Below are 25,137 nucleotides of genomic sequence, written 5' to 3'. Positions count from 1 at the left end.
CGCGCTCCTACAGGTTTACCGCGGCGATCACGCCACTTCGCAGAGCGCCGACGGTTCTATGTTCAAGGTGACGCGCCGGCCTTTTGGATGCAAGTCGGCAGCCATCTGGGTAGGAGCGCGCTTGCCCGCGATTGCGGTGTATCAGGTTCATTTTTGTCTGCTGAAAAAAAGCCTTCGCGGGCGAGCGCGCTCCTACAGGTTTACCGCGGCGATCACGCCACTTCGCAGAGCGCCGACGGTTCGATGTTCAAGATGACGCGCCGGCTGTTGGGGTGCAAGTCGGCAGCCATCTGGGTAGGAGCGCGCTTGCCCGCGATTGCGGAGCATCAGGTTCATTTTTGTCTGCTGAAAAAACGCCATCGCGGGCAAGCGCGCTCCTACAGGTTTACCGCGGCGATCACGCCACTTCGCAGAGCGCCGACGGTTCGATGTTCAGGGTGACGCGCCGACCGTTGGGGTGCAAGTCACTGGCAGAGCGATTGAGCACATCGACAACCAACTCGACACCCCGCGCTTCGACCCGGTAACGGATCACATTGCCCAGCAGGCTGTGGCTGCGCACTTCGCCTTCCAGCGAGCCGGTGAGGCTCAATTGAATGGACTCCGGGCGAATCGCCACGCGGCTGTTGATCGGGCGTTGCATCAGGCGGCTGGCGTCGTCGGGTTCCAACAGGTTGTAGTTGCCGATGAAGCCTGCTGCGAACGCGTCAACCGGCGCGGTGTACAGGGTTTCGGCGTCGCCGCTCTGCACGATCCGGCCCTGGTTCATCAGGAAAATCCGGTCGGACATAGTCAGCGCTTCTTCTTGATCGTGGGTCACGAAAATCGTCGTCAGGCCCAGCTCCTGCTGGATGGCGCGGATCTGTTCGCGCAGGTGTTTGCGGATGCGCGCATCCAGCGCCGACAGGGGTTCATCGAGCAACAGCAGCCGCGGACGGGTGACGAGCGAGCGCGCCAGGGCCACGCGCTGGCACTGGCCACCGGACATCTGATGCGGATAGCGCTTGGCGAAGTCGCTCAGCTCCACGAGCTTCAAGACGTCGGCCACGCGTTGTTTCGTTTCATCGGCGCTGACTTTTTGCATACGTAAGCCGAAGGCCACGTTCTGTTCCACATTCATGTTGGGGAACAGTGCGTAGCTCTGGAACACCATGCCGATGCCGCGCTTCTGGGGCGAGACCGGAACGATGTTCTGGCCGTCGAGAAAGATCTTGCCGCTGGTGACCGAGGTCAGGCCAGCGATGCAGCGCAGCAGGGTCGATTTGCCGCAACCGGACGGACCGAGCAAGGTAATGAATTCGCCTTTGTTGATCACGCAGTTGATGTCGCTGAACACAGCGGTGCTGGCGTAGTTCTTTTGCAGGTTTTCGACAGTGACGAAGCTCATGTCAGTCTTTGTCCTTGTTCAGTCGGTTGGCCGCCCAGGTCAGCAGCAATACGAAGAAGAAATAGGAAATCACCAGGGCGCTGTTGAAGTGGCCGCTGCTGTTGCGCATGTTGTTCAGGTAAACCTGCAGCGTCTCGTAACGCGTGCCCACCAGCAGGTTGGCGAACACGAACTCACCGAACAGAAAAGAGAACGACAGCAGCAGGGCGATCATCAGCCCTTTGCGCAGGTTGGGCAGCACCACCAGATAGGCCGCCTTGAAGGTGCTGGCACCGAGCAGTTGAGCAGCGTCCATCAGGTCCACCAGGTTGATCGCCTGCAGGTTGTTGGTGATGGCCCGGTACATGAACGGCAGCGCCACCGTGAAGTAGCAGCCGATCAGAATCCATGGCGTGCCGACCATCGCCAACGGCCCCGAGCCATAAAGCTGCAACAGCCCCACTGATGACACCACTGGCGGCACCGCGAACGGCAGCAGAATCAGAATATTCATCAGCGCGTCGAGTTTCGGGAAGTGGTAATGCACCACGAACAGCAGCGGCAGAATCAACACCACGGACAGCACGAGCGCGCCAACGCACACCAGCAATGATTGGCCGAAGGCGATCAGGAAGCGTGGGTCGCTCCACAGGGCCAGGTACCACTTGTAGGTGAACCCGGCCGGCAGAATGGTCGCCGACCAGCTCGACGCAATGGAGTAAATGAAGGTGCCCAGCAGAGGCGCCAGCAGGATCAGAAACAGGACGTACACCACCAGACGGTGATAGAGCCCGACCGGGCCGCGTTCAGCGCGAGACATGGTAGCTCCTCTTCAACAGCCACTGATGGACCAGGGTCACCAGGGTCATCATGCCCACCAGAATCATCGCCAGGGCGCTGGCCATGTTGGGGTCCAACGAGATGTCACCGGCAACCATCGCTGCGATGCGGATCGGCAACACGTTGAAGTTGCCGGTGGTCAACGCGTAGACCGTAGCGTAGGCGCCCAGCGCGTTGGCCAGAAGAATCACGAAGGTGCCGAGCAGGGCCGGGGTCAGCACCGGAATGCCGATGTGCCGCCAGAAGTCCCAGGTGCTGGCGCCGAGCAGCGAGGCCGATTCGCGCCAGTCGTCACGCAGGGCGTCGAAGGCCGGGTACAGCAGCAACACGCCGAGGGGAATCTGGAAATAGGTGTAGAGGATGATCAGGCCGGTCTTCGAATACAGGTTGAAGTCGTCGATGATGCCGGCCTGCTTGAGAATCAGCGTCAGCGCGCCGTTGAAGCCCAGCAGGATGATGAAGGCGAAGGCCAGCGGCACGCCGGAAAAGTTGCTGGTCATGTTGGCGAAGGCGCTGACGAAGTCCCGCAGCCTGGAAGGCACTTTGCGCAACGAGTAGCTGCCCAGAATCGCGATCACGATGCCGATCAGGCTCGACCAGAAACTGATCTCCAGGCTGTACTGCATCGCCTGCCGGTAAAAGCGGGAATTGAAGGCCTTGATGAAATTATCCAAGCCCCAGCCGGCTTCCGAGTGAAGGCTGTTGACCGCGACCCACACCAGCGGGGCAATCTGAAAGGCGATGAAAAACAGGGCGAAAGGCAGCAGGCATAACAGCCCCAGCCACTTGCCGCGACGCTGTGAACTCACTTGAGCACCTCTGCGCAGAAAGGTTTGTCATGGGGCACCCCGAGCAATTGGCAGACAGTGCCGCAAATATCGGTCTGTTTCGGCTGCGCATCGGGGGCGAGGCTGAAGGCGTCGCCAATGACGAACAGGGGCACTTCGCGTTCCTCTGGCAGAAGGCCGTTGTGCGAGCGATCGTTGTTCATCCCATGGTCGGCGGTCACCAGTACCTGATAGCCAGCGTCGAGCCAGCGTTGCAGGTACTCGGCGAGGATGATGTCGGCCGAGCGCGCGCTGTTGCGGTATTGCGGGGTGTCCAGGCCGTGCTTGTGCCCAGCGTCGTCGATGTTCATCGGGTGGATGAACAGGAAATTTGGCTGGTGCGCGGTTCGCAGATGCTCCGCATCGTCGAACAGATGGGAATCGGGGTAGTGATCGACGTAGTAGAAGTGACCGTGCTGGATCGGCAAATCGAGGTCGTCGGTGTGGCGATCGCGCGAGGCGATGAAAGGGCTGCGGTTGTACAACTCGCTGACCCAGTGATACGCCGCGGCGGCGGTCGTCAGGCCAGCGGCTGAGGCGTAGTGAAATATGCTGCGCTGATGGGACAGGCGTGACACCTGATTGTGCACGATGCCGCTGTCGATCGGGGGCACGCCCGTGAGAATGCACTCATACAACGGTCGGGACAGGGCGGGCAGTTCGCATTCCAGCTTGTACAGTGCCGCGCGACTGGCGTTGCGGTAAGCCAGCAAATGCCCCATCGCATGCTGCGCCACGCTGTAGCTCAGGCCGTCCAGCAAAATCAGGATGACGTTGTGTTTCATGGCCTCTCCGGGGGAAGGGGACGAGGCGCTTCCCGATGTAGGGGCGCGCTTGCCCGCGAAGGCGTCGTGTCAGGTTCATAACGGGTGACTGACCTACCGTTTTCGCGGGCAAGCGCGCTCCTGCATTGAAAGCGCGTTCGTTCGGTGAAGCGTTTACTGCATCTCGACGATGACCTGTTCGTTCCACTGCTGCGGCAGGGCTTTCGAAGTCTTTTCCCACGCGTCGGCGTTCTTGATCGGCGTCACATTCTTGTACTGCTCGTTCGGCAGCAACTTGGCTTGTACCTCAGGCGGCAACTTCAGGTGCTCTGCACGAATCGGGCGCGCGTTGCCACTGGCCAGGTTGATCTGACCGGCGTCGCTGAAGATGTATTCGCGGGCCAGTTTGGCTGCGTTCGGGTGCTTGGCGTATTTATTGATGATGGTGGTGTAGCCCGAAATCACCGAGCCGTCGGACGGGATCAACACCACGTAGTCATCCGGATTGGCCATCTTGGCCTTGTAGCTCAGGCCGTTGAAATCCCAGACCACGCCGACTTCCACTTCGCCTTTTTCCATGCTCTGGATAGTCGGGTTGTTGATGCCCAGGCGTTTCTGCTTCGCCAGTTCGGTGAACAATTGCAGGCCCGGCGCGATGTTGGTTTCGTCGCCTTTCATGGCGATCGCAGCGGCCAGTACGCCGTTGGCTGCTTGAGCGGCGGTGCTCACGTCGCCGATGGTGACTTTATATTTGCCGGTTTTCAGGTCAGCCCAGGATTTCGGAACATCGGAGCCGTGCAGCAATTTTTTGTTCACGATGAAGGCGATGGTACCGGTGTAGGCCAGGGCCCAGTGGCCGTCCTTGTCTTTCGCCCAGTCCGGTACTTGATCCCAGGTGGTCGGTTTGTAAGGCTGCGTCACGCCCTTGGCCACGGCAATCGGACCGAAGGCCGCGCCCACGTCGCCGATATCAGCACTGGCGTTGTCTTTCTCCGCGTCGAATTTGGCCACTTCCTGCGCCGAGCTCATGTCGGTGTCCATGTGCACCAGACCGTATTTAGCGGTCAGGTCGGTCCAGGTGCCTTTCCAATTCGCCCAGTCATCGGGCATACCGACGCTGTTGATCGCGCCTTCGGCCTTGGCTGCGGCTTCCAGAGTTTTCAAGTCGGTGTCCGCGGCCATGGCCGATGTGCTCAGCGCGATGGCCGAGCCCAGGAGTGATGCCAGCAAAAGGTGTTTCATTCGAAGCTCCTTTGGTCTCTTCTCGACGGTGTAGTGCATCGGATCGGTAACGTGTTCGCTGCAATCGGGTGCGTCTTGCGTTGGTCTAGATCAGCAATACCTGCGCCAAGTTATGCCTGCCTCATGACATTTTCGTGTCTGGACCGACTTTTGCTGGGGGGAACGCAGTGGCATCCAGGCGCTGGGCACGCTGTGAAACAAGCGTAGACCATCGCCAAGATCCTGATCCGCAAAGGCAAATGTGTTTTTCTAGCCTAGTGGACGAAGGGGACGACGCTGGATTGTCACGTAACAGTCATCTAGCCTGCCTAGGCTTGAGAACGAACCGATGGGCCTTCCTGCTGATGAGCGGGTGCCCCTGATGCACTGGTCTAGTCCAGATAGGTAACGCAATGCGCCAAGTTGTGCCACGAGCGGTGACGACCATTTGCAACGCCTTGCAGGAGCAGATCGAACACGGTCTGTTGACCCCCGGCAGCAAACTGCCCGCCGAACGCAAGCTCAGCGAAGTCTTCGACACCACCCGCATCACCTTGCGTGAGGCATTGGTGCAACTGGAGGCACAAGGGCTGATTTATCGCGAAGAGCGGCGAGGCTGGTTTATTTCTCCGCCGCGCCTGGCGTATGACTTGATGCGTCGCAGCCACTTCCACGCCATGGTGCAGGCGCAGGGTCGAGTGCCTGCCACCCAAGTGCTGTCGGCCCGCTTGCAACCGGCCTCAGCCGCCATCTGCGAGCTGCTGCAACTGCCTCCTTTATCCAGCGTGATCCAGATCTGCCGCGTTCGGCGCATCGATGAACGGCTGGTGCTGTATGTCGAGCACTACCTCAACCCCGACTATTTTCCGCAGATGCTCGAGTTCGACCTGAACCAGTCGCTGACCGAACTGTACGCCCGCCATTACGACATTCGTTATGGTCAGGTGCGCTTCGAAATGGTGCCGACCGCACTGCCTGTTGAGGCCGCAGCCGCATTGAAAGTCTCGATCGGCAGCCCCGGCTTGCGCATCGCCCGGGTCAACCACGACCAGCGCGGGCGTCTGATCGACTGCGATCTGGAGTACTGGCGGCACGACGCTATTCATGTGAGCGCCATGGTCGGAGACCTGTGAGGCTTCGTAATTGTCAGACGTGGCAAGCGATCAAACCTCAAGCTGACAACAGAAGAGATAAAGTCCGCGTCATGCCAATGTGCAGCGATGTACATAAAAAGAGCAGGGGCGTACAGTCCCTGCACTCTCTTCGAACACAGGCGGCAGCGCATGTCGGTATCAGGCAAGGAACGGGGTAAATCCCAGGATTCGGGTTGGCGCGGGTCGGCGGAGGGCTGGCTGGAAGCGGCCTACGATGCGTTGAAGGAATCCGGGGTCGACGCCGTTCGAGTGATGCCGCTGGCCAAGCGCCTGAACCTGTCGCGTACCAGCTTCTACTGGTTCTTCCAAGACCGCGAGCAGCTCCTCGCCGCATTACTGGCTCGCTGGAAGGACAAAAACACCGGCGGCATGCTCAAGCAATCCGAACGCTACGCGGAGAACATCACGGAGGCGATCCTCAACGTATTCGAGTGCTGGTTGAACCCTGAGCTGTTCGACTCCCAGTTCGAATTCGCCGTGCGCAGTTGGGCGTTGCAGTCCGAAGAGGTGGCGGCAGAAATCGCCGCGGCGGATGACACCCGCATCAATGCCCTGTCGGCGATGTTCCGGCGTTTTGGCTACGACGCCGATGGCGCGGACACCCGCGCCCGGACGATCTACCTGACACAAATCGGTTACATCTCGATGAAGACCTTGGAAGACATTACCCAGCGCTTTCGTCGCATTCCTCATTACGTAGCGATCTTTACCGGCAAAACCCCGAAGAAGCGCGAGCTGGACCGTTTCTTTGGCGCGTTCGGGTATGCGGAAAAAGAGCCGGGCGAGTTCGTGCCCTTGGTAGAAACCTTCGAAGACGCCCTGAAAGAGAAGACAGAGGAGGTGTCCGGTGAACGCTGAGCGCATTGGCATCATTGGCGGCACCGGCTGGCTCGGTGGGGCGCTGGCACAGGCGCTGCTGGACAGCGGTTTTGTCGAGGCGGACCGCTTGTGGCTGTCCAACCGCTCAGGGACACACCCGCTGCAGGCGACCGGCGCGCACCTGGTCGCGGATAGTCAGGCGCTGGTCGAGGCCTGTGACGTGGTGGTTATTTCGGTGAGGCCCGAGCAATTCAAGGCGCTTCAGATCGATGCGTCAGGGAAACTGGTGATTTCCCTGATGGCGGGTGTGACGTCTCAGGCAATCAGCGAGGCGACGGGGGCTGAAGTGGTGGTGAGGGCGATGGCCAACGCCGCGGTTGAAATACGTCAGTCGTTCACGCCGTGGCATTGCCCGCAGCCGTTGAGTGCGTCTGATGTGGACTTCGTTCAACGGCTATTGGAATGCGTGGGCACAGCAAGCCGAGTGCCGACGGAGGAAGGGATTGATTACCTCAGCGCGTTGTCAGGCACTGGCCCTGCGTTTCCGGCATTGTTGATGACCGCGCTGACTCGGCAGGCAATGATCGCGGGTATTCCTGAAGACGTCGCCCGGCAAGCCGCCCATGGGGTGGTGGTGTCGGCCAGTCGATTGCTTGTGAATCATGAGCCCCAAGCGCTGATCGATTCGCTGGTGGCCTACAAAGGCGTGACGGCGGCGGCGTTGCAGCGTTTGATGGATGACGGCTTTGAGGCGCAGGTCGGCAAAGCGGTTGCGGCGGGGGCCGAAGTTGCCCGCAACGGCCTTTGATCACCCGGTAGGCGTGCGCGCCTACCGGGATTGTGTTTACCACGCGAGGTCTGTGTCCCGTTACAGGTCCTTCATCAACCGCAATGCATCGTAGATCGCAGCGTGGGTGTTGCGCGCGGCCACGGCGTCGCCGATCCGGAACAATTGGAAGCGTCCTTCAGGGTTGGTCACCAGGTTTTGCGCCTTCCCGGCAATCAAATCATGCTGCTCGACGGCGCCCCCGTTCTTCGAATGGGGCCGCAAGTCGAAATACAGGTCGTCCAACGGTAATGTGCCGTGGTTGATGACCACCTGATCGACGATCCGCTCCTTGTTGACCTTGCCGTAATCGCTGCCGAAGACTGCAACCAGCTTGCCGTCCCGCTTCTGCACGGCTTCAACGCGGTAGGTGACCGTGAACACGACGTCCAGATCTTGCAGGCTGCGCATGTAGGGCACCAGGTTCATCGCCATGACCTCCGGTGAAAACGCCCGGTCTGGCGTGACGATCTCCAGCCGGGCGCCGCTTTGGGCGATCACCTCGGCAGCCTGCAGGGCCGCGTGGTCGCCGGCGTCATCGAAGATCAGCACGTTCTTGCCTGGCTTCACGTCGCCGGAAATGATGTCCCAGGCAGAAACCACCCACTCGTTGCCTTCCTTCAGCACTTCTGTGTCCGGCAGGCCGCCCGTGGCCACGATGACCACGTCCGGTTCCAAGTCGATCACGGTCTGCGCTTCGGCCCAGGTGTTGAAACGGAATTTCACCCCCAGCCGCTCGCACTGGGCCATCCGCCAGTCGATGATGCTGATCATCTCGCGTCGGCGTTCGCTCAACGCCGTGAGGCGAATCTGCCCACCGGGCCGGTCGGCCGCCTCCAGCACCGTGACGTCATGTCCGCGCTCGCCCGCCACCCGCGCCGCCTCGAGGCCTCCAGGCCCGGCACCGATGACCACGACGTTGCGTTTCACGGCAGCCTTGGGAATGTCGTGGGGCAGGGTGGTTTCACGCCCGGTCGACGGATTGTGGATGCAGTAGGCTGCGCCACCCTGATAGATCCGATCCAGACAGTAATTGGCGCCTACGCAAGGGCGAATGTCCTCTTCACGCTTTTCGATGATCTTGCGCACGATGTGGGGGTCGGTCATGTGCGCCCGGGTCATGCCGACCATGTCCACCTTGCCGGACGCCACCGCATGGCGGGCGGTGGCGACGTCCGGGATCTTCGCCGCGTGAAAGGTGGGGAAGCCTGTTGCGGCGCGAACTTCACCGGCGAAGTCCAGATGTGGGGAATTGCGCATGCCTTGAATGGGAATGACGTCGGTGAGCCCGGCGTCGGTGTCGATATGGCCTTTGACCACGTTGAGGAAATCCACCAGGCCGCTGTTCTTGAGCATCTGCGAGATGGCGATGCCTTCCTCGGCGCCGAATCCTCCCGGCAGGTCCTCGTCGCCGGTGTAGCGCACGCCCAGCAGGAAATCCTCACCGCACCGCTGGCGGATGCCACGCAGAACATCGAAGGTGAAGCGCAGGCGGTTTTCCAACGGCCCGCCGTAGGGGCCTTCGAGGGTGTTGGTCAGCGGCGACCAGAACTGGTCCATCAAATGGCCATAGGCTTGCAGCTCAAGGCCGTCCATGCCAGCGGCCTTCATCCGTTCGGCGGCGTCGACGTAGTCCTGAATGATGCGCTGGATGTCCCAGTCTTCGAGTCGTTTAGGGAAAGAGCGGTGGGACGCTTCGCGTCGGTGGGAGGGCGACACCACCGGTAGCCAGTCCGCCTTGTCCCAGCGGGTCCGACGCCCCAGGTGGGTGAGCTGGATCATCACCGCCGCGCCGTGTTCGTGGCATTCATCGGTCAGGTCCTTGAGCCAACCGACCACTTCATCCTTGTACGCGAGCACGTTGTTGAACACGGGTGGGCTGTCCCGCGACACCGCTGCGGAGCCTGCGGTCATGGTCAAGGCGACCCCGGCCTTGGCGCGCTCGACGTGGTAGGCGCGATACAGGTCTTTTGGCATGCCGTCCACCGGATACGCCGGTTCATGGGACGTGGTGATGATGCGGTTTCTCAGGGTCAGGTGCTTGATCGTGTAGGGCTGCAGCAGTGGATCGCTGGACATCGTGTTGCGCTCCTCGGGTCGACATCAGGCTCGGTTGCAGATGAAACTAAGAGGAATGTACACAGGTGTCAATATCAGTTGACGCCTATGTACATTTCGCTTGCGTCCCCAACAACTGTGTGGATAAGATTGGCCCAACCAGCCGGCTCAGACCGGCGCGATCCACCGCTTTCACTGCCACACCCAGAGACACCCATACACGAAAGGGGAGATGCACGATGGTTGCTCATTCACCGCATAAGAAAAAACGTATTGGCTGGTTTGCAGGGGTCGCGCTGGCGACGGCGAGTCTGTTCGCGCAGGCGGCGGACCAGCCGCCGGTGCGCATCGGCTGGGTCAACTGGTCGGACACCGAGATCGCCGTCAAACTGGCGAACGTGGTGCTCGAAGACCAGCTCAAGCAGCCGGTGAAACTGGTGCAGGCTGACATCGGCATTCAGTTTCAGGCCGTGGCCAACGGCAACATCGACTTGATCCCGATGGTCTGGTTGCCGGGCACGCACAAAGCGTTCTGGGACAAATACCGGGACAAGCTGGAGGACCTTGGCGTGCTGTATGAAGGGCGTATCGGCATGGCGGTGCCGGACATCGTTCCGCAGAGTGAAGTCAGCAGCTTGGCCGACCTGAACAAACCTGGGATCGCCGCTAAATTCGACGGGAAAATCTTCACGTCGGAAGTCGGCAACGGCCAGTACAAACTCACCGAGAAGGTCCTCAACGACAAGAAAATCGTCGGATACAAAATGGTCGCTTCGTCCGAGAGCGGGATGCTCAGCGAGCTGGACCGCAACCTCAAGCGTGGCAAGTGGTCATTGGTCAACGCCTGGAGCCCGCACTGGATGTTCTCCAAATACCCGCTGCGGTATCTGGATGATCCGGACCATTTGTTCGGTGGCGCTGAGCAGATCCACGCGGTGGCGCGTAAGGGCTTCAGCGAGCAGTACCCGCAAGTCGCGCAGTTCTTCGCGCACTACTCGATCCCGGCTACGGACCTGCAAACCCTGATGCTCAAAGCCCGGGAAAGCTCGGCGGACAAGGTTGTGGCCGAGTATTACGCGGCCAACAAAGCGCGTTTCGCGGCGATGGTCAATGGCAACGCGACGGCGTCGTCTGCGCCGTAATCTGCTTCTGCCCGGAGCCGTAGGAGCGCGCTTGTCTCTGGACCGCATTCGGACGATCTGCGTCTGCCCAGAGACAAGCGCGCTCCCACAACAATCAACAGATTAATCTTCCTTCTTCCCTCGCACCGCGCTCACGCTTGCACCGCTGGTGCTGACCTGCACGTTGAGGCGCGGCGTGGCCAGGTCCATGCCGGCCTCGTCCAGATAGCGTTTGAGCGCCAGGTTGAACGCTCGCGACACCTCCCACTGTTTGATCGGCGCCGTCTTGAAACGGGCACGCAGGATCGCGTTACCCGAATCGAAACTTTCGACGCCCTGAATTTCCAGCGGTGACCAGATGTTGCGCCGCTGAAGCGGGTCAGCGCGCATTTTCTGACCCACGTCGCGGACCATTTTCAGGGCGTCGTCGATGTTCATGTTCGAGGGGATGGCGATGCGGAAAATGGCATAGCCGAATTCCCGCGAGTAGTTCTGGATGCTCTTGATTTCGCTGAACGGAATGGTGTGAACGATGCCGTCGATGTCCCGTAGCCGCACGGTGCGGATCGTCAGACCCTCGACCGTGCCCAGGTGTCCGCCCACGTCGACATAGTCATCGATGGCCAGCGAGTCCTCGATGATGATGAACAGCCCGGTGATCAGGTCGGCCACCAGCGATTGCGCACCGAAGCCGATGGCCAGGCCGATCACACCAGCACCGGCCAGCAGCGGCGTGACATTCATGCCCATGTTCGCCAGCGCGACGATCACCGCGATAATGAAAATGGTCACGAACAGAATGTTGCGGATCAGCGGCATCATGGTTTGCGCACGCGCGTTCGCCAGGCCTTTGCGCGAACGGGTCAGCGCGTGGTGGATCGCCGTGTCGGCCAGAATCCAGACCAGCCAGGCGAACATCAGTGTGGTCGCCAGGCCGACGACCCGTATGCTGATGTCATGGCCATCGCCTTCGGAAAAGCGGATCAGCGACAAACCCCAGACCCGCAGGCCCAGTTCGATGAATACCAACCACACCAACAGGTGCACGACCGTGTAGAAAAAGCCCTTCAATCGCTCCGAATACAGCGCATGGCGCTTGTGGCCGTGAGCGGGTTTCTGCGCGCGTCGCCGCACCAGGCCGTTGATCACCATGCACAGCACCAGCAGTACCGTGCAGATCAACGATTGGCGCAAGGCGGTGCTGGTATCGCCCGCCGAGAAGAACGTGGCGAACAGCGAAACCCCAACCAGCACCAGCGCGGGCACGAACCAGAAGCTGCCGACGATTTCGATGGTGTCGCTGAGCGCGCGGCGCTTGAGGCGCCGGGCCAGTGGCTGGTTGCGAATCAAATGGGCGATCGGACGGCGGAAGCGAATGATGAAAAGGCCGGTGGACACTGCGGCCATGACATTGGCCATCGTGGCCGTGGTATGCGCCAGATGCACGCCGAGGCTGGCGATCAGCCGAGGATCGCTCAATGCTTCACCGAATGCCGCAAAGCTGCCGATCCACCACAGTGGGCGGAACGCCTGATGACGCAGAATGTGCAGCGCCTGATGCCGATGGGGGCCGTCGATCAGCGAAAATGCGATGACGCAGATGGCCGAGAACAGCGTCCCCACCACCAGCGCGTAAGCCAATACCATCGCCAGATCGCGCCCCAGTGAAGGCGGTAGCGAATAGCTCAGGTATACCGTGATGACCAGGGCAATCAACCAGGGGCCGAGCTTGCGCAAGGCAAACCGCAACATGTCGATAGGGCGCGGGTGTTGCGGAAGCTCCTCGGACAACCCGAAGCGCACGCGGACACGGTGGCTGAGCCAGATCAAGGCCGCCGCCAGCAGGCTCCAGAGGGCGATCACCACGGCAAAGCCGAAGATGATCGGCCACCACTGGTTGGCGGGCAGCATCAGTGCCATCAGCTCCTGTTCCGCGAGCGTCACCTCCTCCCCCCAGCGACTGAGCGGGCTGTCTTCACCGGTGAACTGCTTCTCGAAGGTCGACAGGCTGCTGCCGATCAGGCCCAGCACCCCCTGCTCGGCAGCGGGCTGGGCTTTTTTCGTGGCATCACGCAGCTTCTTCAGGTCGGCCAGCAACTGCGCGCGCTGTTGATCGTTCTCCAGTGACGCGATGACTTCGTCCAGCGATTGGGCCAACGGTTCCTGTGCCTTAGGTTGAGCTTTGTCGCCGCCACCCAGCAGGCCGGGCAGACCGGCTGCCTGCAGCGGCCCCAGTGGGAGCAGCAACAGGCAGATCACTAACACACGCAAGACGGAGCGGGAAAAGGCAGTCACCGGGTCATCAACCTCGAAGCGGGCAGCGCCATTGGGGTGGGAGAAGGGCGTCCAGGCCACGCTATCCGCCTGCGCCGGCGCCGCTTATGGCAGTTCGGCGCTGGCGTAGAACGCGGTCAGTACTTTCACCAGGTGCGCCAGATCCTGACTGCCAGCCAGTTCACGGATCGAGTGCATGGCGAAGGTCGGCAGGCCGATGTCAACGGTGCGCACGCCCAAATGGCCAGCGGTGATCGGGCCGATGGTCGAGCCGCAAGCCATGTCGCTGCGCACCACGAAACTTTGCACCGGCACTTCTTCGGCCATGCACAGATGGCGGAAGAACCCGGCGGTTTCGCTATTGGTGGCGTATCGCTGATTGCTGTTGACCTTGATCACCGGGCCGGCGTTGAGCTTGGGTCCGTGATTGCCATCGTGTTTGTCCGCGTAGTTCGGGTGCACGCCGTGGGCGTTGTCCGCCGAGATCAGCAAGGACTTCTGGATCGCCCGCACGTAGTCGTCGCCGTCCGGCAACACGCGTTGCAGTATTTGTTCGAGCATCGGGCCGTCGGCACCGCAGGCGGAGGTCGAACCGACTTCTTCGTGGTCGGTGCACACCAGCACGCAGGTTTCCTCACCGTCGGCATTGAGCAACGCTTGCAGGCCCGCGAAGCACGACAGCAGGTTGTCCAGCCGCGCGCCGGCGATGAAGTCGCCATTGAGGCCGATGACCGCTGCGCTCTGGGTGTCGTAGAAGCTCAGCTCGTAGTCGAGCACCACGTCGGCGTTCAGGCCATGCTCGCGTGCCAGTTGATCGGTCAGCAGGGCACGGAAGTCGGGCCGCTCATCGCCGGCGATCTGCGCCACGATGGGTGGAAGCTCGTTCTGCGGGTTGATCGGCCAGCCCTCGTTGGCGCTGCGATTGAGGTGAATGGCCAGGTTGGGAATGATCGCGATGGGCAGCTTGAAGTCGATCAGCTGGCTTTCGACCTTGCCGTCGCGGCGAAAGGTGACGCGGCCTGCCAGAGAGAGGTCCCGGTCGAACCATGGAGCGAGCAGGGCGCCGCCATAGACTTCGACGCCCAGTTGCCAGAAACCCTGCCGTTGCAATTCAGGCTGTGGCTTGACGCGCAGGCAGGGGCTGTCGGTGTGAGCGCCGACCAGGCGGATGCCGCCGATCAAAGGTGACAGCCGGCCCATTTTGAAGGCGACGATCGAGGAGTCGTTACGGGTGACGTAATAGCGGCCCCCGGCTTCGACATGCCAAGGCTCGCGCTCGTCCAGACGGTGGAACCCCGCGCCTTCCAGACGTTGCACCAAAGTGGCGGTGGCATGAAACGGGGTGGGAGAGGCCTTGAGAAAATCGATCAGGCCTTGGTTCAACTCTTCGCGCATAAGTTACTCCAGACAGCAATGGCGGGAGTTTACAGGCGTATGCGGGTGGGGGCGAGTGGGGAGGGCTTGGCTTGAGGCCGCTACATGGATGCCCTTCAGGCCTGTCGCGGGCAAGCGCGCTCCTACATTGGCTCAAACGTGCCATGGCCTGACAGAACGCGCGGGTAGCCAGGCTTTCAGGCAAACAACTCGGTCCATCAGAATGCGGCACGTTGCAACAAATGTAGGAGCGCGCTTGCCCGCGACAGCCCCGAAGGGCATCAACGTTGCGATCTCAAGCGAACCTCAAAACGGCGCCGGACACTCAAACCGCATCCGCTCTTTGGTCACCGGATGGGTGAAGGTCAGCATGCTGGCATGCAGGCACAGCCTCGGGTACGCGGCCAGCGCTTGCGGATGCGCATACAGCCCGTCGCCCAACAAGGGGTGACCGATAGAGAGCATGTGCACTCGCAATTGATGGGAGCGCCCGGTGATGGGCGTCAGCTCCACGCGGCAATGGGTGTCATGACGCTCCAGGACTTTCCAGAAAGTCAGCGCGTGCTTGCCGTGTTCGTGATCGACCACATGCCGAGGTTTGGTGGGCGGGTCGTAGCGTAGGGGCAGGTCGACGCTGCCGCTGTCCAGTGCCGGTTGTCCCCATGCCAGCGCGGTGTAGGCCTTTTCGGTTTCTCGATCATGAAATTGCCGAGACAGCTCGCGATGAGTGTCCGGGTCGCGGGCCAGCAGAATGATCCCGGACGTTTCCCAGTCCAGCCGGTGGACGATCAGCGCCTCAGGGTAGCCGTTTTCCTGCAGGCGGGTGATCAGGCAATCCTTGTTGTCGTCAGCGCGACCGGGGACGGAGAGCAGAAAGGTAGGTTTGTTCACCACCAGCACGGCGTCGTCCTGATGGAGGATGTGAACGTTGGACAGCGGCATTGAACCAGCCTCATGGCAAAAAACAGGCGTACAGCAAACGCCAACGGCGGCTCGGTCACTCCTCCCGGTCAAGGGATGCGAGCGCCCGAGCCGCCGTGGCGGCAGCCTTTTCGAATCAACGATCCGGCAGGGTGATATTGAGTTCCAGGATCGAGTAGCTGCCCTCGTTGTCGAGCGCAACCTGGACCTTGTCGTCGTCGATCTTGACGTATTTGCGAATCACCTCGACCAACTCCTTCTGCAGAGCGGGCAGGTAGTCCGGGGTACTGCGTTGGCCGCGTTCGTGCGCCACGATGATCTGTAGACGCTCTTTCGCAACCGACGCGGTACTAGGCTTTTTGTTGGCACGAAAGAAGTCAAAAATGTTCATTAGTTACCCCCGAACAGGCGTTCGAAAAATCCTTTTTTCTGTACGTCCAGGAAACGGTGCTCGCGATCTTTGCCCAACAGGCGGTCGACAGCATCGCTGTACGCCTGGCCGGCATCGCTCTGGTCATCGAGGATGACAGGCACGCCCTGGTTGGAAGCCTTGAGCACCGCTTGGGATTCAGGAATTACCCCGAGCAGGGTCACGGCCAGGATTTCCTTGACGTCTTCCACGCCCAGCATTTCGCCCTTGCTTACGCGCTCAGGGTTGTAGCGGGTCAGGAGCAGGTGTTCCTTGATCGGGTCTTCGTTGCGTTCGGCACGGCGGGATTTGCTGGCCAGCAGGCCGAGCATGCGGTCCGAGTCGCGCACGGAGGAGACTTCAGGGTTGGTCACGACGATCGCTTCGTCAGCGAAGTACATCGCCAGGTGAGCGCCCGTTTCGATACCGGCTGGGGAGTCGCAGACGATGTACTCGAAGGATTCCTTGAGTTCCATCAGGACTTTTTCCACGCCTTCTTTGGTCAGCGCTTCCTTGTCGCGGGTCTGGCTCGCGGCGAGGACATACAGGCCTTCGATCTTCTTGTCCTTGATCAGGGCCTGCTGAAGATTGGCTTCGCCGTTGACCACGTTGACGAAGTCGTACACCACGCGACGCTCGCAACCCATGATCAGGTCCAGGTTACGCAGACCGACGTCGAAGTCGACGATGACTGTTTTGTGGCCGCGCAGCGCGAGACCGGTACCGATAGCGGCGCTGGTGGTGGTCTTGCCCACACCACCCTTGCCGGATGTAACCACGAGAATCTTGGCCAAGGTGTATCACCCCTAGAGGAAAAGGACGTTGAGTCCCTGAAGCGCCCCGCCGGATGCCGAGATAGACACGCTAAGATGGAAACGTTCAGCCGGTGAAGGCCTACATGTTGGAGAAAAGCCGCAGTTTCTCCGGATTTTTCACATCCTTTGCATCGATTTCACGACGAATCAGCGTTGCTTTGAAAATGGCGCAGTATCCGTTAAAGACGGGTGATGTTCAACACGTCGCCGGACAGACTGACCTGTACCCCGGCCCCCCACAGTGGATCCCTGCGCAGGTCTTCGGAAACCTTGTATTGCCCGGCGATGGAGATGAGTTCCGCCACCATCTGCTGGCAGAAAATGCGGGCTTTGGTATCCCCCTTGATGCCCGCCAGCGCCCGACCCCGCATGGGGCCGTAAACATGGATGTTGCCATCGGCGAGAAGTTCCGCACCGGGGCTGACCGAGGAAATCACCACCAGGTCTGAGCCTTGCGCGTAGATTTGCTGCCCACCGCGCACCGGCGCGGTGATGATCTTGGTCGGCTTGATCACGGGCTCGGGAGGCTTTTGCACCACTTCGGGCTTTTTCTTGACCTCGCCTTCCGTCGGATCGAGCGGGCGCTCCCGAGCTCCGGAGGGCGGCAGGACGGGGAGGTCGATGGCGATGGCGGCGGCGATGTCCTCGATGCGATTGGCGCGGATGGCCAGGGTGCGCAGGCCGTGATGGCGGCAAACCCGCATCATGGCGGGCAGGTCGATCGCGCCTTCATTGGGCGGCAGCTTGTCGAGCGCCAGCACCAGCGGGGTGTTGCTGAAGAAGTTCGGTGCCTGGGCGACTTTGGCCGCCAACTGACCATCCAGCGCTTCGAGGTTGTTGCGCGCCAGTTCCAGCACGGTGATGGCCAGCATGCTGCCCTTCAACTGAAACACGGGATCCTTGTCTTGCAAATCGATTTGGCTCATGTCGGCATACAGCGGCTTGTCGCTAAAAGTGCCGAGACTTATAACGAGATCGCCGGTCAGCCGCAAGGGAGTGGCACCGCGCTGGCCACCGACAGGGCGTCACGATTGTGCTCGAACCCATGTAGAATGCCCGCCTTTGCCCTGATGGAAGCTGTAATGGATCGCCCGCGTTTTCGAGCCCTTTTTCTTCATCCCCGCTTCTGGCCACTGTGGCTGGGCCTGGGCGTGCTCTGGCTGGTGGTGCAATTGCCGTTTCGCGCGCTCGTGGCCATCGGCCGCGCGCTCGGCTGGGTGATGTACTTCTTCGCAACCGACCGCCGCACCATCGCCGCTCGCAATCTGGAGCTGTGCTTCCCGCAGTATTCCAAAGCCGAACGCAAGCGCCTGCTCAAGGAAAACTTCGCGTCCACCGGCATCGCCTTTTTTGAAATGGCCATGAGTTGGTGGTGGAGCCCGCAGCGCTTGGCCAAACTGGCCCACATCGAAGGTCTGGAACACCTCAAGCGCCCGCACGAACAAGGGCAAGGGGTGATTCTGATGGCGTTGCACTTCACCACCCTGGAAATCGGTGCCGCGCTGCTCGGCCAGCAACACACCATCGACGGCATGTACCGGGAGCACAAGAGCCCGGTGTTCGACTTCGTTCAGCGGCGTGGGCGCGAGCGGCACAACCTGGATTCGATCGCCGTCGAGCGCGAAGATGTGCGCGGCATGATCAAACAACTGCGCAAGGGGCGTGCAATCTGGTATGCACCGGATCAGGACTACGGCGCCAAGCAGAGTCTCTTCGTGCCACTGTTCGGCATTCAAGCGGCCACGGTGCCTGCCACCAGCAAGTTCGCGACCCTCGGGCGCGCCCTGGTGGTGCCGTTCACTCAGGAACGGCTGGCCGATGGCAGCGGCTACAAAGTGGTGATTCACCCACCGTTTGCCGACTTCCCGGGCGAAAGCGATGAAGCGGACTGCGTGCGGGTCAATCAGTGGGTCGAGCAAGCGGTCACCGCCTGTCCCGAGCAATACCTATGGGCGCATCGCCGGTTCAAGAGCCGACCGCCGGGCGAGCCCAAGCTCTACACCAAGCGTGGTTGATACCGAGAACCGGGTGTTATGACGACAAGCGCAACAGAACAACAAGCAGCCAACAGCGCTTCCAGTGGTCTGTCCGGGGTCGAGTCGGTGACCGGCCTGATTCTGTCGGGGGGAGGCGCCCGGGCAGCCTATCAGGTGGGCGTGCTCGCCGGCATCGCCGATCTGCTGCCGGTCGGGGCCAAGAACCCGTTTCCTGTGATCGTCGGCACCTCGGCTGGCGCGATCAATGCCGTCAAACTGGCCAGCGGTGCGACCCACTTCCGCACGGCCATCCATGAGCTCACCGATTTCTGGCAAAGCTTTCGTAGCCACCAGGTGCTGCGCAGTGACTGGGCCGGGGTGATTCGTCAGGCCGCTCGATTCTTCATTCGCAGCCTGCTCGGCGTAGGCCGCGAGCAAGTGCCGGTGGCGTTGCTCAACAGCGCGCCCTTGAAAGAATTGCTCACCAAGCGGCTGAACCTCGAAGGCATTGAAGAAGCCATCGAGGCGCGGCATTTGCACGCCGTTGCGATCACCGCGTTCGGTTACGAGTCCGGGCAGGCAGTCACCTTCTACCAAGGCAAAGGCAGCATCGCCTCATGGCTGCGCCATCGCCGGATAGGTTTGCCCACGCGGCTGACGGTCGATCATCTGCTGGCCAGTTCGGCGATTCCGCTGCTGTTCGCACCGGTCAAGCTGGATGACGAGTATTTCGGCGATGGCGCTGTGCGGCAGTCGGCCCCCATCAGCCCGGCGCTGCACTTGGGGGCTAATCGTGTGCTGGTGGTGGGGGTGAGCGGCAACCCGCGCGGGCCCGGTGCTCATCTGGCGGCGAAGCGTCCGGTCAGCGGTACCCAGCCGAGCCTGGCACAGATCGGCGGGCACATGCTCAACAGCACCTTCATCGACAGCCTGGAAAGTGATATCGAGTTGCTGGAGCGGCTCAACCTGCTCAGCGCCATGATGCCGGTGGCTACGCGGCCTTCGTCCCCGGTGTCGGAGTCGTCCACGATGCAGTCGCTGTCGCCGGTTGAGGTGCTGGTGATTTCCCCGAGCCAGCCGCTGGACGAAATCGCCGCCCGCCATCGCCGCGAACTGCCTCCTGCGCTGCGCACCTTCCTGCGTGGCCCGGGCGCGACCAAGAGCAGCGGGGCAGGGGTACTGAGTTACCTGTTGTTCGAGTCGGGTTATTGCAGCGAATTGATCGAACTGGGCCGTCGCGATGCGATGGCCCAGAAGGACGAATTGCTGCGGTTTTTGCGACTGGCTTGATGGCTTGATGGCTTGATGCCTGACGCCTTGATGCCTGATGCCTGATGGGTAGGAGCGCGCTTGCCCGCGATGGCGGTGCGTCTGGTCAAAGAGTACTGACTGACACACCGCCATCGCGGGCAAGCGCGCTCCTACCCATCAGGCGTCAATCCTGCTTTACGCAGTCAGCTTGTCATCGCGAAAATCCCGCAATGCCTGCTCGATCTCTTCTCGCGTGTTCATCACGAAGGGGCCGTATTGCACGATGGGCTCGCCAATTGGTTTGCCTGCAATCAACAGCACCTTAGCGCCGCTCGATGAGCTCAACTGCAGCTCGCCGTGCTCCGACAGCCGGGCCAAGCGGCTCTTGCCGAGGTTTTGCGATTGCCCGGCAATCTCGATTTCCCCTTCATACACGTACAGCAAAACTCGGTGGCCTTCAGGAACGATTGGACGAATCGCTTTGCCGGCCGGGATGTGGAAATCGAAATAGTGCGGTTCTGTATCCGGGCGTTGAACGGCGCCGGCCTGCTGCACCTGCCCGTCGTTGAACGTTCCGGCGATCACGACGACCTCTACGCCTTGCGCAGTGGTGATTCGAGGAATGCGCTCCGGCTGAATATCGTCGTAACCGGCCTTGCCCATCTTGGATTTGCCCGGCAGGTTCAGCCACAGCTGAAAGCCGCGCATCACGCCTTCTTCCTGCTCGGGCATTTCGCTGTGGATCACGCCACGGGCTGCGGTCATCCACTGCACACCTCCGCCCTGGAGCAGACCCACGTTACCCATGTGGTCTTCGTGGCGCATCCGCCCTTCGAGCATGTACGTCACGGTTTCGAAACCCCTGTGCGGATGGGGCGGAAAACCGGCGATGTAATCATCGGCTTTGTCGGAGCCGAATTCATCGAGCATCAGGAAGGGGTCGAACGCTTCGACGCCGGGGCCGCCGAATACACGAGTCAGCTTGACGCCTGCGCCGTCCGAAGCCGGCTGGCCGCTCTGCATGGACAGCACTTTGCGATATTGAGTCATGAGGCTCACTCCAGAATGGGGTAGGAATGGCGCTTATGGTATGCCGGTCGAGGCGATGAATGGTTGACGATTTTGCAGGGAATTTATCGAATAGCTGAATGAGTTCGCTTCAGCGACACGGCCTGTCGACCGCGTCGCTGACAGGAGGTCACTCGGAAATCTGCAGTTTCCGCGCTTCGGTGTACACGTACCGGACTTTCTCATACTCGAAGGGCGAATCCATCTGCCCATACCGGAAGCTGGTGGTATAGCGCTTGTCGATGGCGCGTAGCAGATAGATCTCCGGGTGGTCTTCGCTGACCTGCGAAACGTTCAGGAAGTTGATCTGCGATTCGGCGGTAAAATCGAACACCAGTCCGCCGGTATCACGGAAGTTGGAGGGCCCCAGGATCGGCAGGACGAAGTACGGACCGGCCGGCACCCCGTAGAAGCCAAGCGTCTGGCCGAAATCCTCGTTCTGCTTGGGCAAGCCCATCTTGGTCGCCGGGTCCCAGAGCCCAGCGATACCCAACGTGGTGTTGATCAGCAATCGGCCGGTGGTTTCCATCGAACGTTTGCCTTTGAACTGAAGCAGGCTGTTCAGCAGGTTAGGGATGTCGCCCAGATTGCTGAAGAAATTGCTGACGCCGGTGCGGACGAAGCTGGGGGTGATGTACTTGTAGCCATTGACCACGGGCAGGAACACCCATTCGTCGAAGCGGTAGTTGAAGTGGTAGACCCTGCGGTTCCACGATTCCAGCGGGTCGTAGACGGTGAGGGCATTGAGCGTCGAACGCTCGAATTCCTGCTGGTCCAGCCCCGGGTTGAATTTCAGCGATTTGAGCGGCTCGGTGAAACCGTCTGGGGTTTCGACCCGCTTGACCGGCGCTGCCTGGGAAACGATCGGCGCGTCGGCCGCATGTACGGCGCCGGCACAGAGCAGGGCGGCGATGAGCAATAGACGTTTAGCCACGGAAAAACTCCAGCATGGCGTCGCTGTTGACGCGATAGTTCATGTTGCCGCAATGACCGCCGTAAGGATAAACGGTCAGGCGATCGCCGAAAGTCTTGCGCAGGAATCCGAGGTCGCCCGGGCCGAGGATCACGTCGTCGGCGTTGTGCATCACGGCGATTTTCTTGCTGGTGCTCAGGTAGTCCTTCAGCGCATAAAGGCTGACTTGATCGACCAGTTGCAGCAGGCTTCCCCCATCGGTGCGGGCGCGCCACATCGGGATGACCTGTTCGGTGACGTAGCAGTCGAAATCACATTGCAGCGCGCGCTTGAGGAACGGCGTCAGGCTGGTGCCTTCGCTGATGGGCGTCTTGGGCGGGGTGATCAGCCCTCGACGGTTGATCAGGTCGGAGGTGAAGGCGATGTCGGCGGCAGAGAAGCGGAACGAGGTGCCGATCAGCATTGCCATCTGCTCATTGGACAGGTGTTGCTTGGACTGTTGGAAGTCATAGAGCAACGCATCGTTGAGGTCGATATAGCCTTTTTCGCGGAAGTAACGTGTCAGCTTCTGCAGCACCAGCTCATAAAAGGTGGTGCTGTTGGTGACGCCCTTGACCTCGGTCTGCACCAGTTTGTCCAGATTGGTGATTGAGGTGTAGAGGTTCACCGGCGGGTTGATCAGCAGCACTTTCTTGAAATTGAAACTGCGGCGGGTCTCGTCCAGTTTGCTGACGAACGCTGCATCCAGTGCGCCCAGGCTGTAACCACTCAAGTAATACTCTGTCACTTGCAGTTTGCTTTGCTGGGCGCGGACCGCCTGCATCACGCGGTAGAGGTCTTCAGCGTCCTCGCTGGTCACGCCGGGTGTAGCGAAGCGGGACGCCGCACTCATGAAGTCGTAGCTGGTCGGCGAGGAAAGCTGCACGACGTTGTACCCAGCTCCGTAATACAGGCGCTTCAGGTATTCATTGAGGGTGCTGTTGTACGGCGCGCCGGTGCCCGCGATCAGGAAGATCAGCGGCGCCGGATGGTCCTGCTTGGCCAGGCGGTAGCGCAATTTCTTCACGGCCCAGAAGTTGTCCGGCAAGGTGAATTCCCGGTCCGGGCGCAACGTCAGGCTGTAATCGTCCTGATCGATGTCCGCGTCTTCGGGCACCTTGGCGCGCAAATCAGGCGGGGTGGTGGCGATGGTCGCTTCGAAAGGGTTGGTCAGAGGGAAGCCATAGCTGGACGGATCGACGTCGACCGCCATCACGGACGCACTCAAGAGCAGGCCGCCAGAGAGGGCGGCGAGGCGTAGAAAACGAAGCATGACTAAATCCCTTGGGAAAGAAGTGCTGTTGAAATACGCAGGCTATGACAGGAGGGCAATGATAAAAGTGCCGTAATGGCAATCTGCATTTACACCCGGCCGTTCCCCCTGCAAATCCTAGGCGACAATACACGTTCTGGCACGGTTGGCGTGTCGGGTTGTGCTTTAAATGTGCGCGACGTCGTGGGGCGAGCCTGGTATGGCGCGGGCGTGCTGGGGAGAGGGCATCAGTGATCGGAGGGCGTTCGATGGGATGCCGCGATTGCGCTTGCCTAGGCAGCGTGGCTCATCGAATGACGCACAGCATAAAGGGGAGCCGAAGCTCCCCTTTAAATCGTTGCACGTGCTCTTTTCTTATTGTTTTAGGGCGATCTGTTGTTGTTCTTGGCAACCGTCCCTTCACCGCGTGTTCAGTGATCCCCATCCGGGATTCAAGAGCGAACGTATTTTTTTGAGCGCTGATCTGCCTCGATCTCCCGCTTTACGCAAGTGATCCAACCCGTTCTGGCCGCTGCCTGGTGGCAGTTTTATCGTTCTCGGTCGGGTTGCGAGGCCAAAGCCTCTGTAAAGCCTATCTACTCCAAAAAAATCAGTTGGCTGCGTCTCTGTACCGTTGTTCTTGTTATGTCAGAGCCGTTTCATCTTATTTTTATTGGTTTTTCACATTTTGTTCTTGTTATGCGACAGAGATAGCAGGACCTGTGCCACTTTTTAAAAAACTATAAAAAACAACGGGTTGTAAATATCTGGATCAACGAGCAGGTCAAGCAGATGCCTATTCTGTTTCCGTGTTACCCGTATTCTGATTTGGAATGCCGTCGTCGGTAACACAATGTGTTTCCGACGCGAGTGCCGACCGAGGCACAACGGCGGGGCGGTTTGAGGGGGGAGGTGGTGGGCGTTGCAAAAGCGGGCTAGGGCGGCAATTGCGCGCCTCAAGAGAGTGGCTTTTGTCAGGCATGCAATTTTCGGACGGACTGCGGCCTCTTTTGCGACCTGTGTGTCGTTGATGGCTTAGTGATGTCGTTTCCCGCTGTCTGAGTGTCGCAGAGAGGAAAGGGGCGAGGTTGGTGGGGGTTGATGATCGTTTCGTCAACGCAGCCAACGCTGCTGCGCAGGCATGTGGTTGAGGCGTGAAAGTCGGGGGCTGCGCCAAATGTGAGCGCAACGCCCGGTCTTATAAGAACGTTAACGAAGCCCGACCGCCGTCGGGTTCTGGACTACCGGGGAAGTGACGATGAAGATGCGAAATATCCTGGGCGTAGGTGCCGCGCTGGCGCTTGCCATCAGTTCCACGCTGGCCCTTGCCGCCGACAAGCCCGAGCTGAGCATCGGTTATGTGGACGGCTGGTCTGACAGCGTAGCGACCACTAACGTGGCCGCCGAAGTGATCCAGCAAAAGCTGGGCTACCCTGTGAAACTCCAGGCCGTGGCGGCCGGGATCATGTGGCAAGGCGTGGCCACCGGTAAGCTGGACATGATGCTGTCTGCCTGGTTGCCTGTGACCCATGGCGAATACTGGGCCAAGAACAAGGACAAGGTCACCGACTACGGTCCGAACTTCAAGGACGCGAAAATCGGCCTCATCGTGCCGGACTACGTCAAAGCTAACTCCGTGGCCGATTTGAAGACCGATGATTCCTTCAAGAAGAAGATCGTCGGCATCGACGCCGGTTCAGGCGTGATGATCAAAACCGATCAGGCCATCAAGGATTACGGCCTGGACGGCTACAAACTTCAGGCGAGTTCCGGCGCCGGCATGATTGCCGAACTGACCCGCGCTGAAAACAAGAAAGAATCCATTGCCGTCACCGGCTGGGTGCCGCAC

At 60.4% G+C, this 25,137-nt stretch carries 22 protein-coding genes; 7 read left to right on the top strand and 15 right to left on the bottom strand.

The annotated features are described in order from the left end of the window. Window positions 1-397 precede the first annotated feature (397 nt). From N5D61_RS26110 to N5D61_RS26090, 5 genes are all read right to left on the bottom strand, one after another. Entirely contained in the window at window positions 398-1,387 is a 990-nt protein-coding gene (locus N5D61_RS26110) for an ABC transporter ATP-binding protein (RefSeq protein WP_108235608.1), read from the bottom strand. A 1-nt stretch (window position 1,388) separates the two neighbouring features. Then, window positions 1,389-2,186 (bottom strand): ABC transporter permease, encoded by a 798-nt coding sequence (locus tag N5D61_RS26105; RefSeq protein ID WP_108235607.1) that lies wholly within the window; start codon window positions 2,184-2,186, stop codon window positions 1,389-1,391. After that, window positions 2,173-3,015, bottom strand: coding sequence for an ABC transporter permease subunit (locus tag N5D61_RS26100; RefSeq protein ID WP_279894722.1), 843 nt, complete (start codon window positions 3,013-3,015; stop codon window positions 2,173-2,175). Before N5D61_RS26100 ends, N5D61_RS26105 begins: the two co-directional genes overlap by 14 nt. Next, window positions 3,012-3,818: an alkaline phosphatase family protein gene (locus N5D61_RS26095; RefSeq protein WP_279894721.1), complete on the bottom strand. Its 807-nt coding sequence runs from the start codon at window positions 3,816-3,818 to the stop codon at window positions 3,012-3,014. Before N5D61_RS26095 ends, N5D61_RS26100 begins: the two co-directional genes overlap by 4 nt. A 153-nt stretch (window positions 3,819-3,971) precedes the next feature. Beyond that, window positions 3,972-5,039, bottom strand: coding sequence for an ABC transporter substrate-binding protein (locus tag N5D61_RS26090; RefSeq protein ID WP_108235604.1), 1,068 nt, complete (start codon window positions 5,037-5,039; stop codon window positions 3,972-3,974). Window positions 5,040-5,431: 392 nt separating this feature from the next. Between N5D61_RS26090 and phnR the strand changes: the two genes are divergently transcribed. From phnR to N5D61_RS26075, 3 genes are all read left to right on the top strand, one after another. Then, complete coding sequence (gene phnR, locus N5D61_RS26085) at window positions 5,432-6,151, top strand: phosphonate utilization transcriptional regulator PhnR (RefSeq protein WP_279894720.1); 720 nt, start codon at window positions 5,432-5,434, stop codon at window positions 6,149-6,151. A gap of 150 nt (window positions 6,152-6,301) precedes the next feature. Continuing rightward, the gene (locus N5D61_RS26080; RefSeq protein ID WP_108235602.1) at window positions 6,302-7,030 is read left to right on the top strand and encodes a TetR/AcrR family transcriptional regulator; all 729 of its coding nucleotides are present in this window, start codon (window positions 6,302-6,304) and stop codon (window positions 7,028-7,030) included. Further along, window positions 7,020-7,799: a pyrroline-5-carboxylate reductase dimerization domain-containing protein gene (locus tag N5D61_RS26075; RefSeq protein WP_108235601.1), complete on the top strand. Its 780-nt coding sequence runs from the start codon at window positions 7,020-7,022 to the stop codon at window positions 7,797-7,799. Before N5D61_RS26080 ends, N5D61_RS26075 begins: the two co-directional genes overlap by 11 nt. 60 nt (window positions 7,800-7,859) lie before the next feature. Here N5D61_RS26075 and N5D61_RS26070 read toward each other — a convergent pair whose 3' ends face one another. Next, window positions 7,860-9,896, bottom strand: a complete 2,037-nt coding sequence (locus N5D61_RS26070; protein ID WP_108235600.1) for an NADH:flavin oxidoreductase — start codon at window positions 9,894-9,896, stop codon at window positions 7,860-7,862. 218 nt (window positions 9,897-10,114) lie between these two features. Here N5D61_RS26070 and N5D61_RS26065 point away from each other — a divergent pair, with 218 nt between their 5' ends. Next, complete coding sequence (locus N5D61_RS26065; RefSeq protein WP_279894719.1) at window positions 10,115-11,017, top strand: glycine betaine ABC transporter substrate-binding protein; 903 nt, start codon at window positions 10,115-10,117, stop codon at window positions 11,015-11,017. 102 nt (window positions 11,018-11,119) lie between these two features. On the opposite strand, the gene N5D61_RS26060 is transcribed toward N5D61_RS26065, so the two are convergent. The 6 genes from N5D61_RS26060 to minC all read right to left on the bottom strand — a co-directional run bounded on the left by N5D61_RS26060 (window position 11,120) and on the right by minC (window position 17,715). After that, window positions 11,120-13,291 (bottom strand): mechanosensitive ion channel family protein, encoded by a 2,172-nt coding sequence (locus tag N5D61_RS26060; protein ID WP_279894723.1) that lies wholly within the window; start codon window positions 13,289-13,291, stop codon window positions 11,120-11,122. 84 nt (window positions 13,292-13,375) lie between these two features. Further along, complete coding sequence (locus tag N5D61_RS26055; protein WP_279894718.1) at window positions 13,376-14,665, bottom strand: M18 family aminopeptidase; 1,290 nt, start codon at window positions 14,663-14,665, stop codon at window positions 13,376-13,378. A 285-nt stretch (window positions 14,666-14,950) separates the two neighbouring features. Beyond that, window positions 14,951-15,586, bottom strand: a complete 636-nt coding sequence (locus tag N5D61_RS26050) for a pseudouridine synthase (RefSeq protein WP_279894717.1) — start codon at window positions 15,584-15,586, stop codon at window positions 14,951-14,953. A gap of 115 nt (window positions 15,587-15,701) precedes the next feature. Beyond that, on the bottom strand, window positions 15,702-15,956 hold the full coding sequence (gene minE / locus N5D61_RS26045; RefSeq protein WP_108235596.1) for a cell division topological specificity factor MinE: 255 nt from the start codon (window positions 15,954-15,956) through the stop codon (window positions 15,702-15,704). Then, window positions 15,956-16,768 (bottom strand): septum site-determining protein MinD, encoded by an 813-nt coding sequence (gene minD / locus N5D61_RS26040; protein WP_062390343.1) that lies wholly within the window; start codon window positions 16,766-16,768, stop codon window positions 15,956-15,958. Before minD ends, minE begins: the two co-directional genes overlap by 1 nt. Window positions 16,769-16,968: 200 nt before the next feature. Further along, window positions 16,969-17,715, bottom strand: a complete 747-nt coding sequence (gene minC / locus N5D61_RS26035; RefSeq protein ID WP_279894716.1) for a septum site-determining protein MinC — start codon at window positions 17,713-17,715, stop codon at window positions 16,969-16,971. Window positions 17,716-17,871: 156 nt separating this feature from the next. Here minC and N5D61_RS26030 point away from each other — a divergent pair, with 156 nt between their 5' ends. Together N5D61_RS26030 and N5D61_RS26025 are read left to right on the top strand one after the other, a co-directional pair. After that, window positions 17,872-18,804 (top strand): lipid A biosynthesis lauroyl acyltransferase, encoded by a 933-nt coding sequence (locus N5D61_RS26030; protein WP_279894715.1) that lies wholly within the window; start codon window positions 17,872-17,874, stop codon window positions 18,802-18,804. An 18-nt stretch (window positions 18,805-18,822) separates the two neighbouring features. Further along, complete coding sequence (locus N5D61_RS26025; RefSeq protein ID WP_279894714.1) at window positions 18,823-20,055, top strand: patatin-like phospholipase family protein; 1,233 nt, start codon at window positions 18,823-18,825, stop codon at window positions 20,053-20,055. Window positions 20,056-20,211: 156 nt separating this feature from the next. Here the strand turns inward: N5D61_RS26025 and N5D61_RS26020 are convergent, their stop codons facing one another. From N5D61_RS26020 to N5D61_RS26010, 3 genes are all read right to left on the bottom strand, one after another. Beyond that, window positions 20,212-21,066, bottom strand: a complete 855-nt coding sequence (locus N5D61_RS26020; protein ID WP_279894713.1) for a pirin family protein — start codon at window positions 21,064-21,066, stop codon at window positions 20,212-20,214. 148 nt (window positions 21,067-21,214) lie between these two features. Beyond that, the gene (locus N5D61_RS26015; RefSeq protein WP_108235590.1) at window positions 21,215-22,018 is read right to left on the bottom strand and encodes a VacJ family lipoprotein; all 804 of its coding nucleotides are present in this window, start codon (window positions 22,016-22,018) and stop codon (window positions 21,215-21,217) included. Continuing rightward, on the bottom strand, window positions 22,011-23,309 hold the full coding sequence (locus tag N5D61_RS26010; protein ID WP_108235589.1) for a serine/threonine protein kinase: 1,299 nt from the start codon (window positions 23,307-23,309) through the stop codon (window positions 22,011-22,013). The genes N5D61_RS26015 and N5D61_RS26010 overlap by 8 nt, the downstream gene beginning before the upstream one ends. A gap of 1,237 nt (window positions 23,310-24,546) precedes the next feature. On the opposite strand from N5D61_RS26010, the gene N5D61_RS26005 reads away from it, so the two are divergent. After that, the coding region (locus N5D61_RS26005) for a glycine betaine ABC transporter substrate-binding protein (RefSeq protein WP_279894712.1) at window positions 24,547-25,137 on the top strand (591 nt) is incomplete at its 3' end.

It is taken from the genome of Pseudomonas sp. GD03842 (genome assembly GCF_029841165.1).
Lineage (GTDB): Bacteria > Pseudomonadota > Gammaproteobacteria > Pseudomonadales > Pseudomonadaceae > Aquipseudomonas.
The sequence above is the reverse complement of the archived record's forward strand: the minus strand, read 5'-3'. Positions and strand labels throughout refer to the sequence as shown.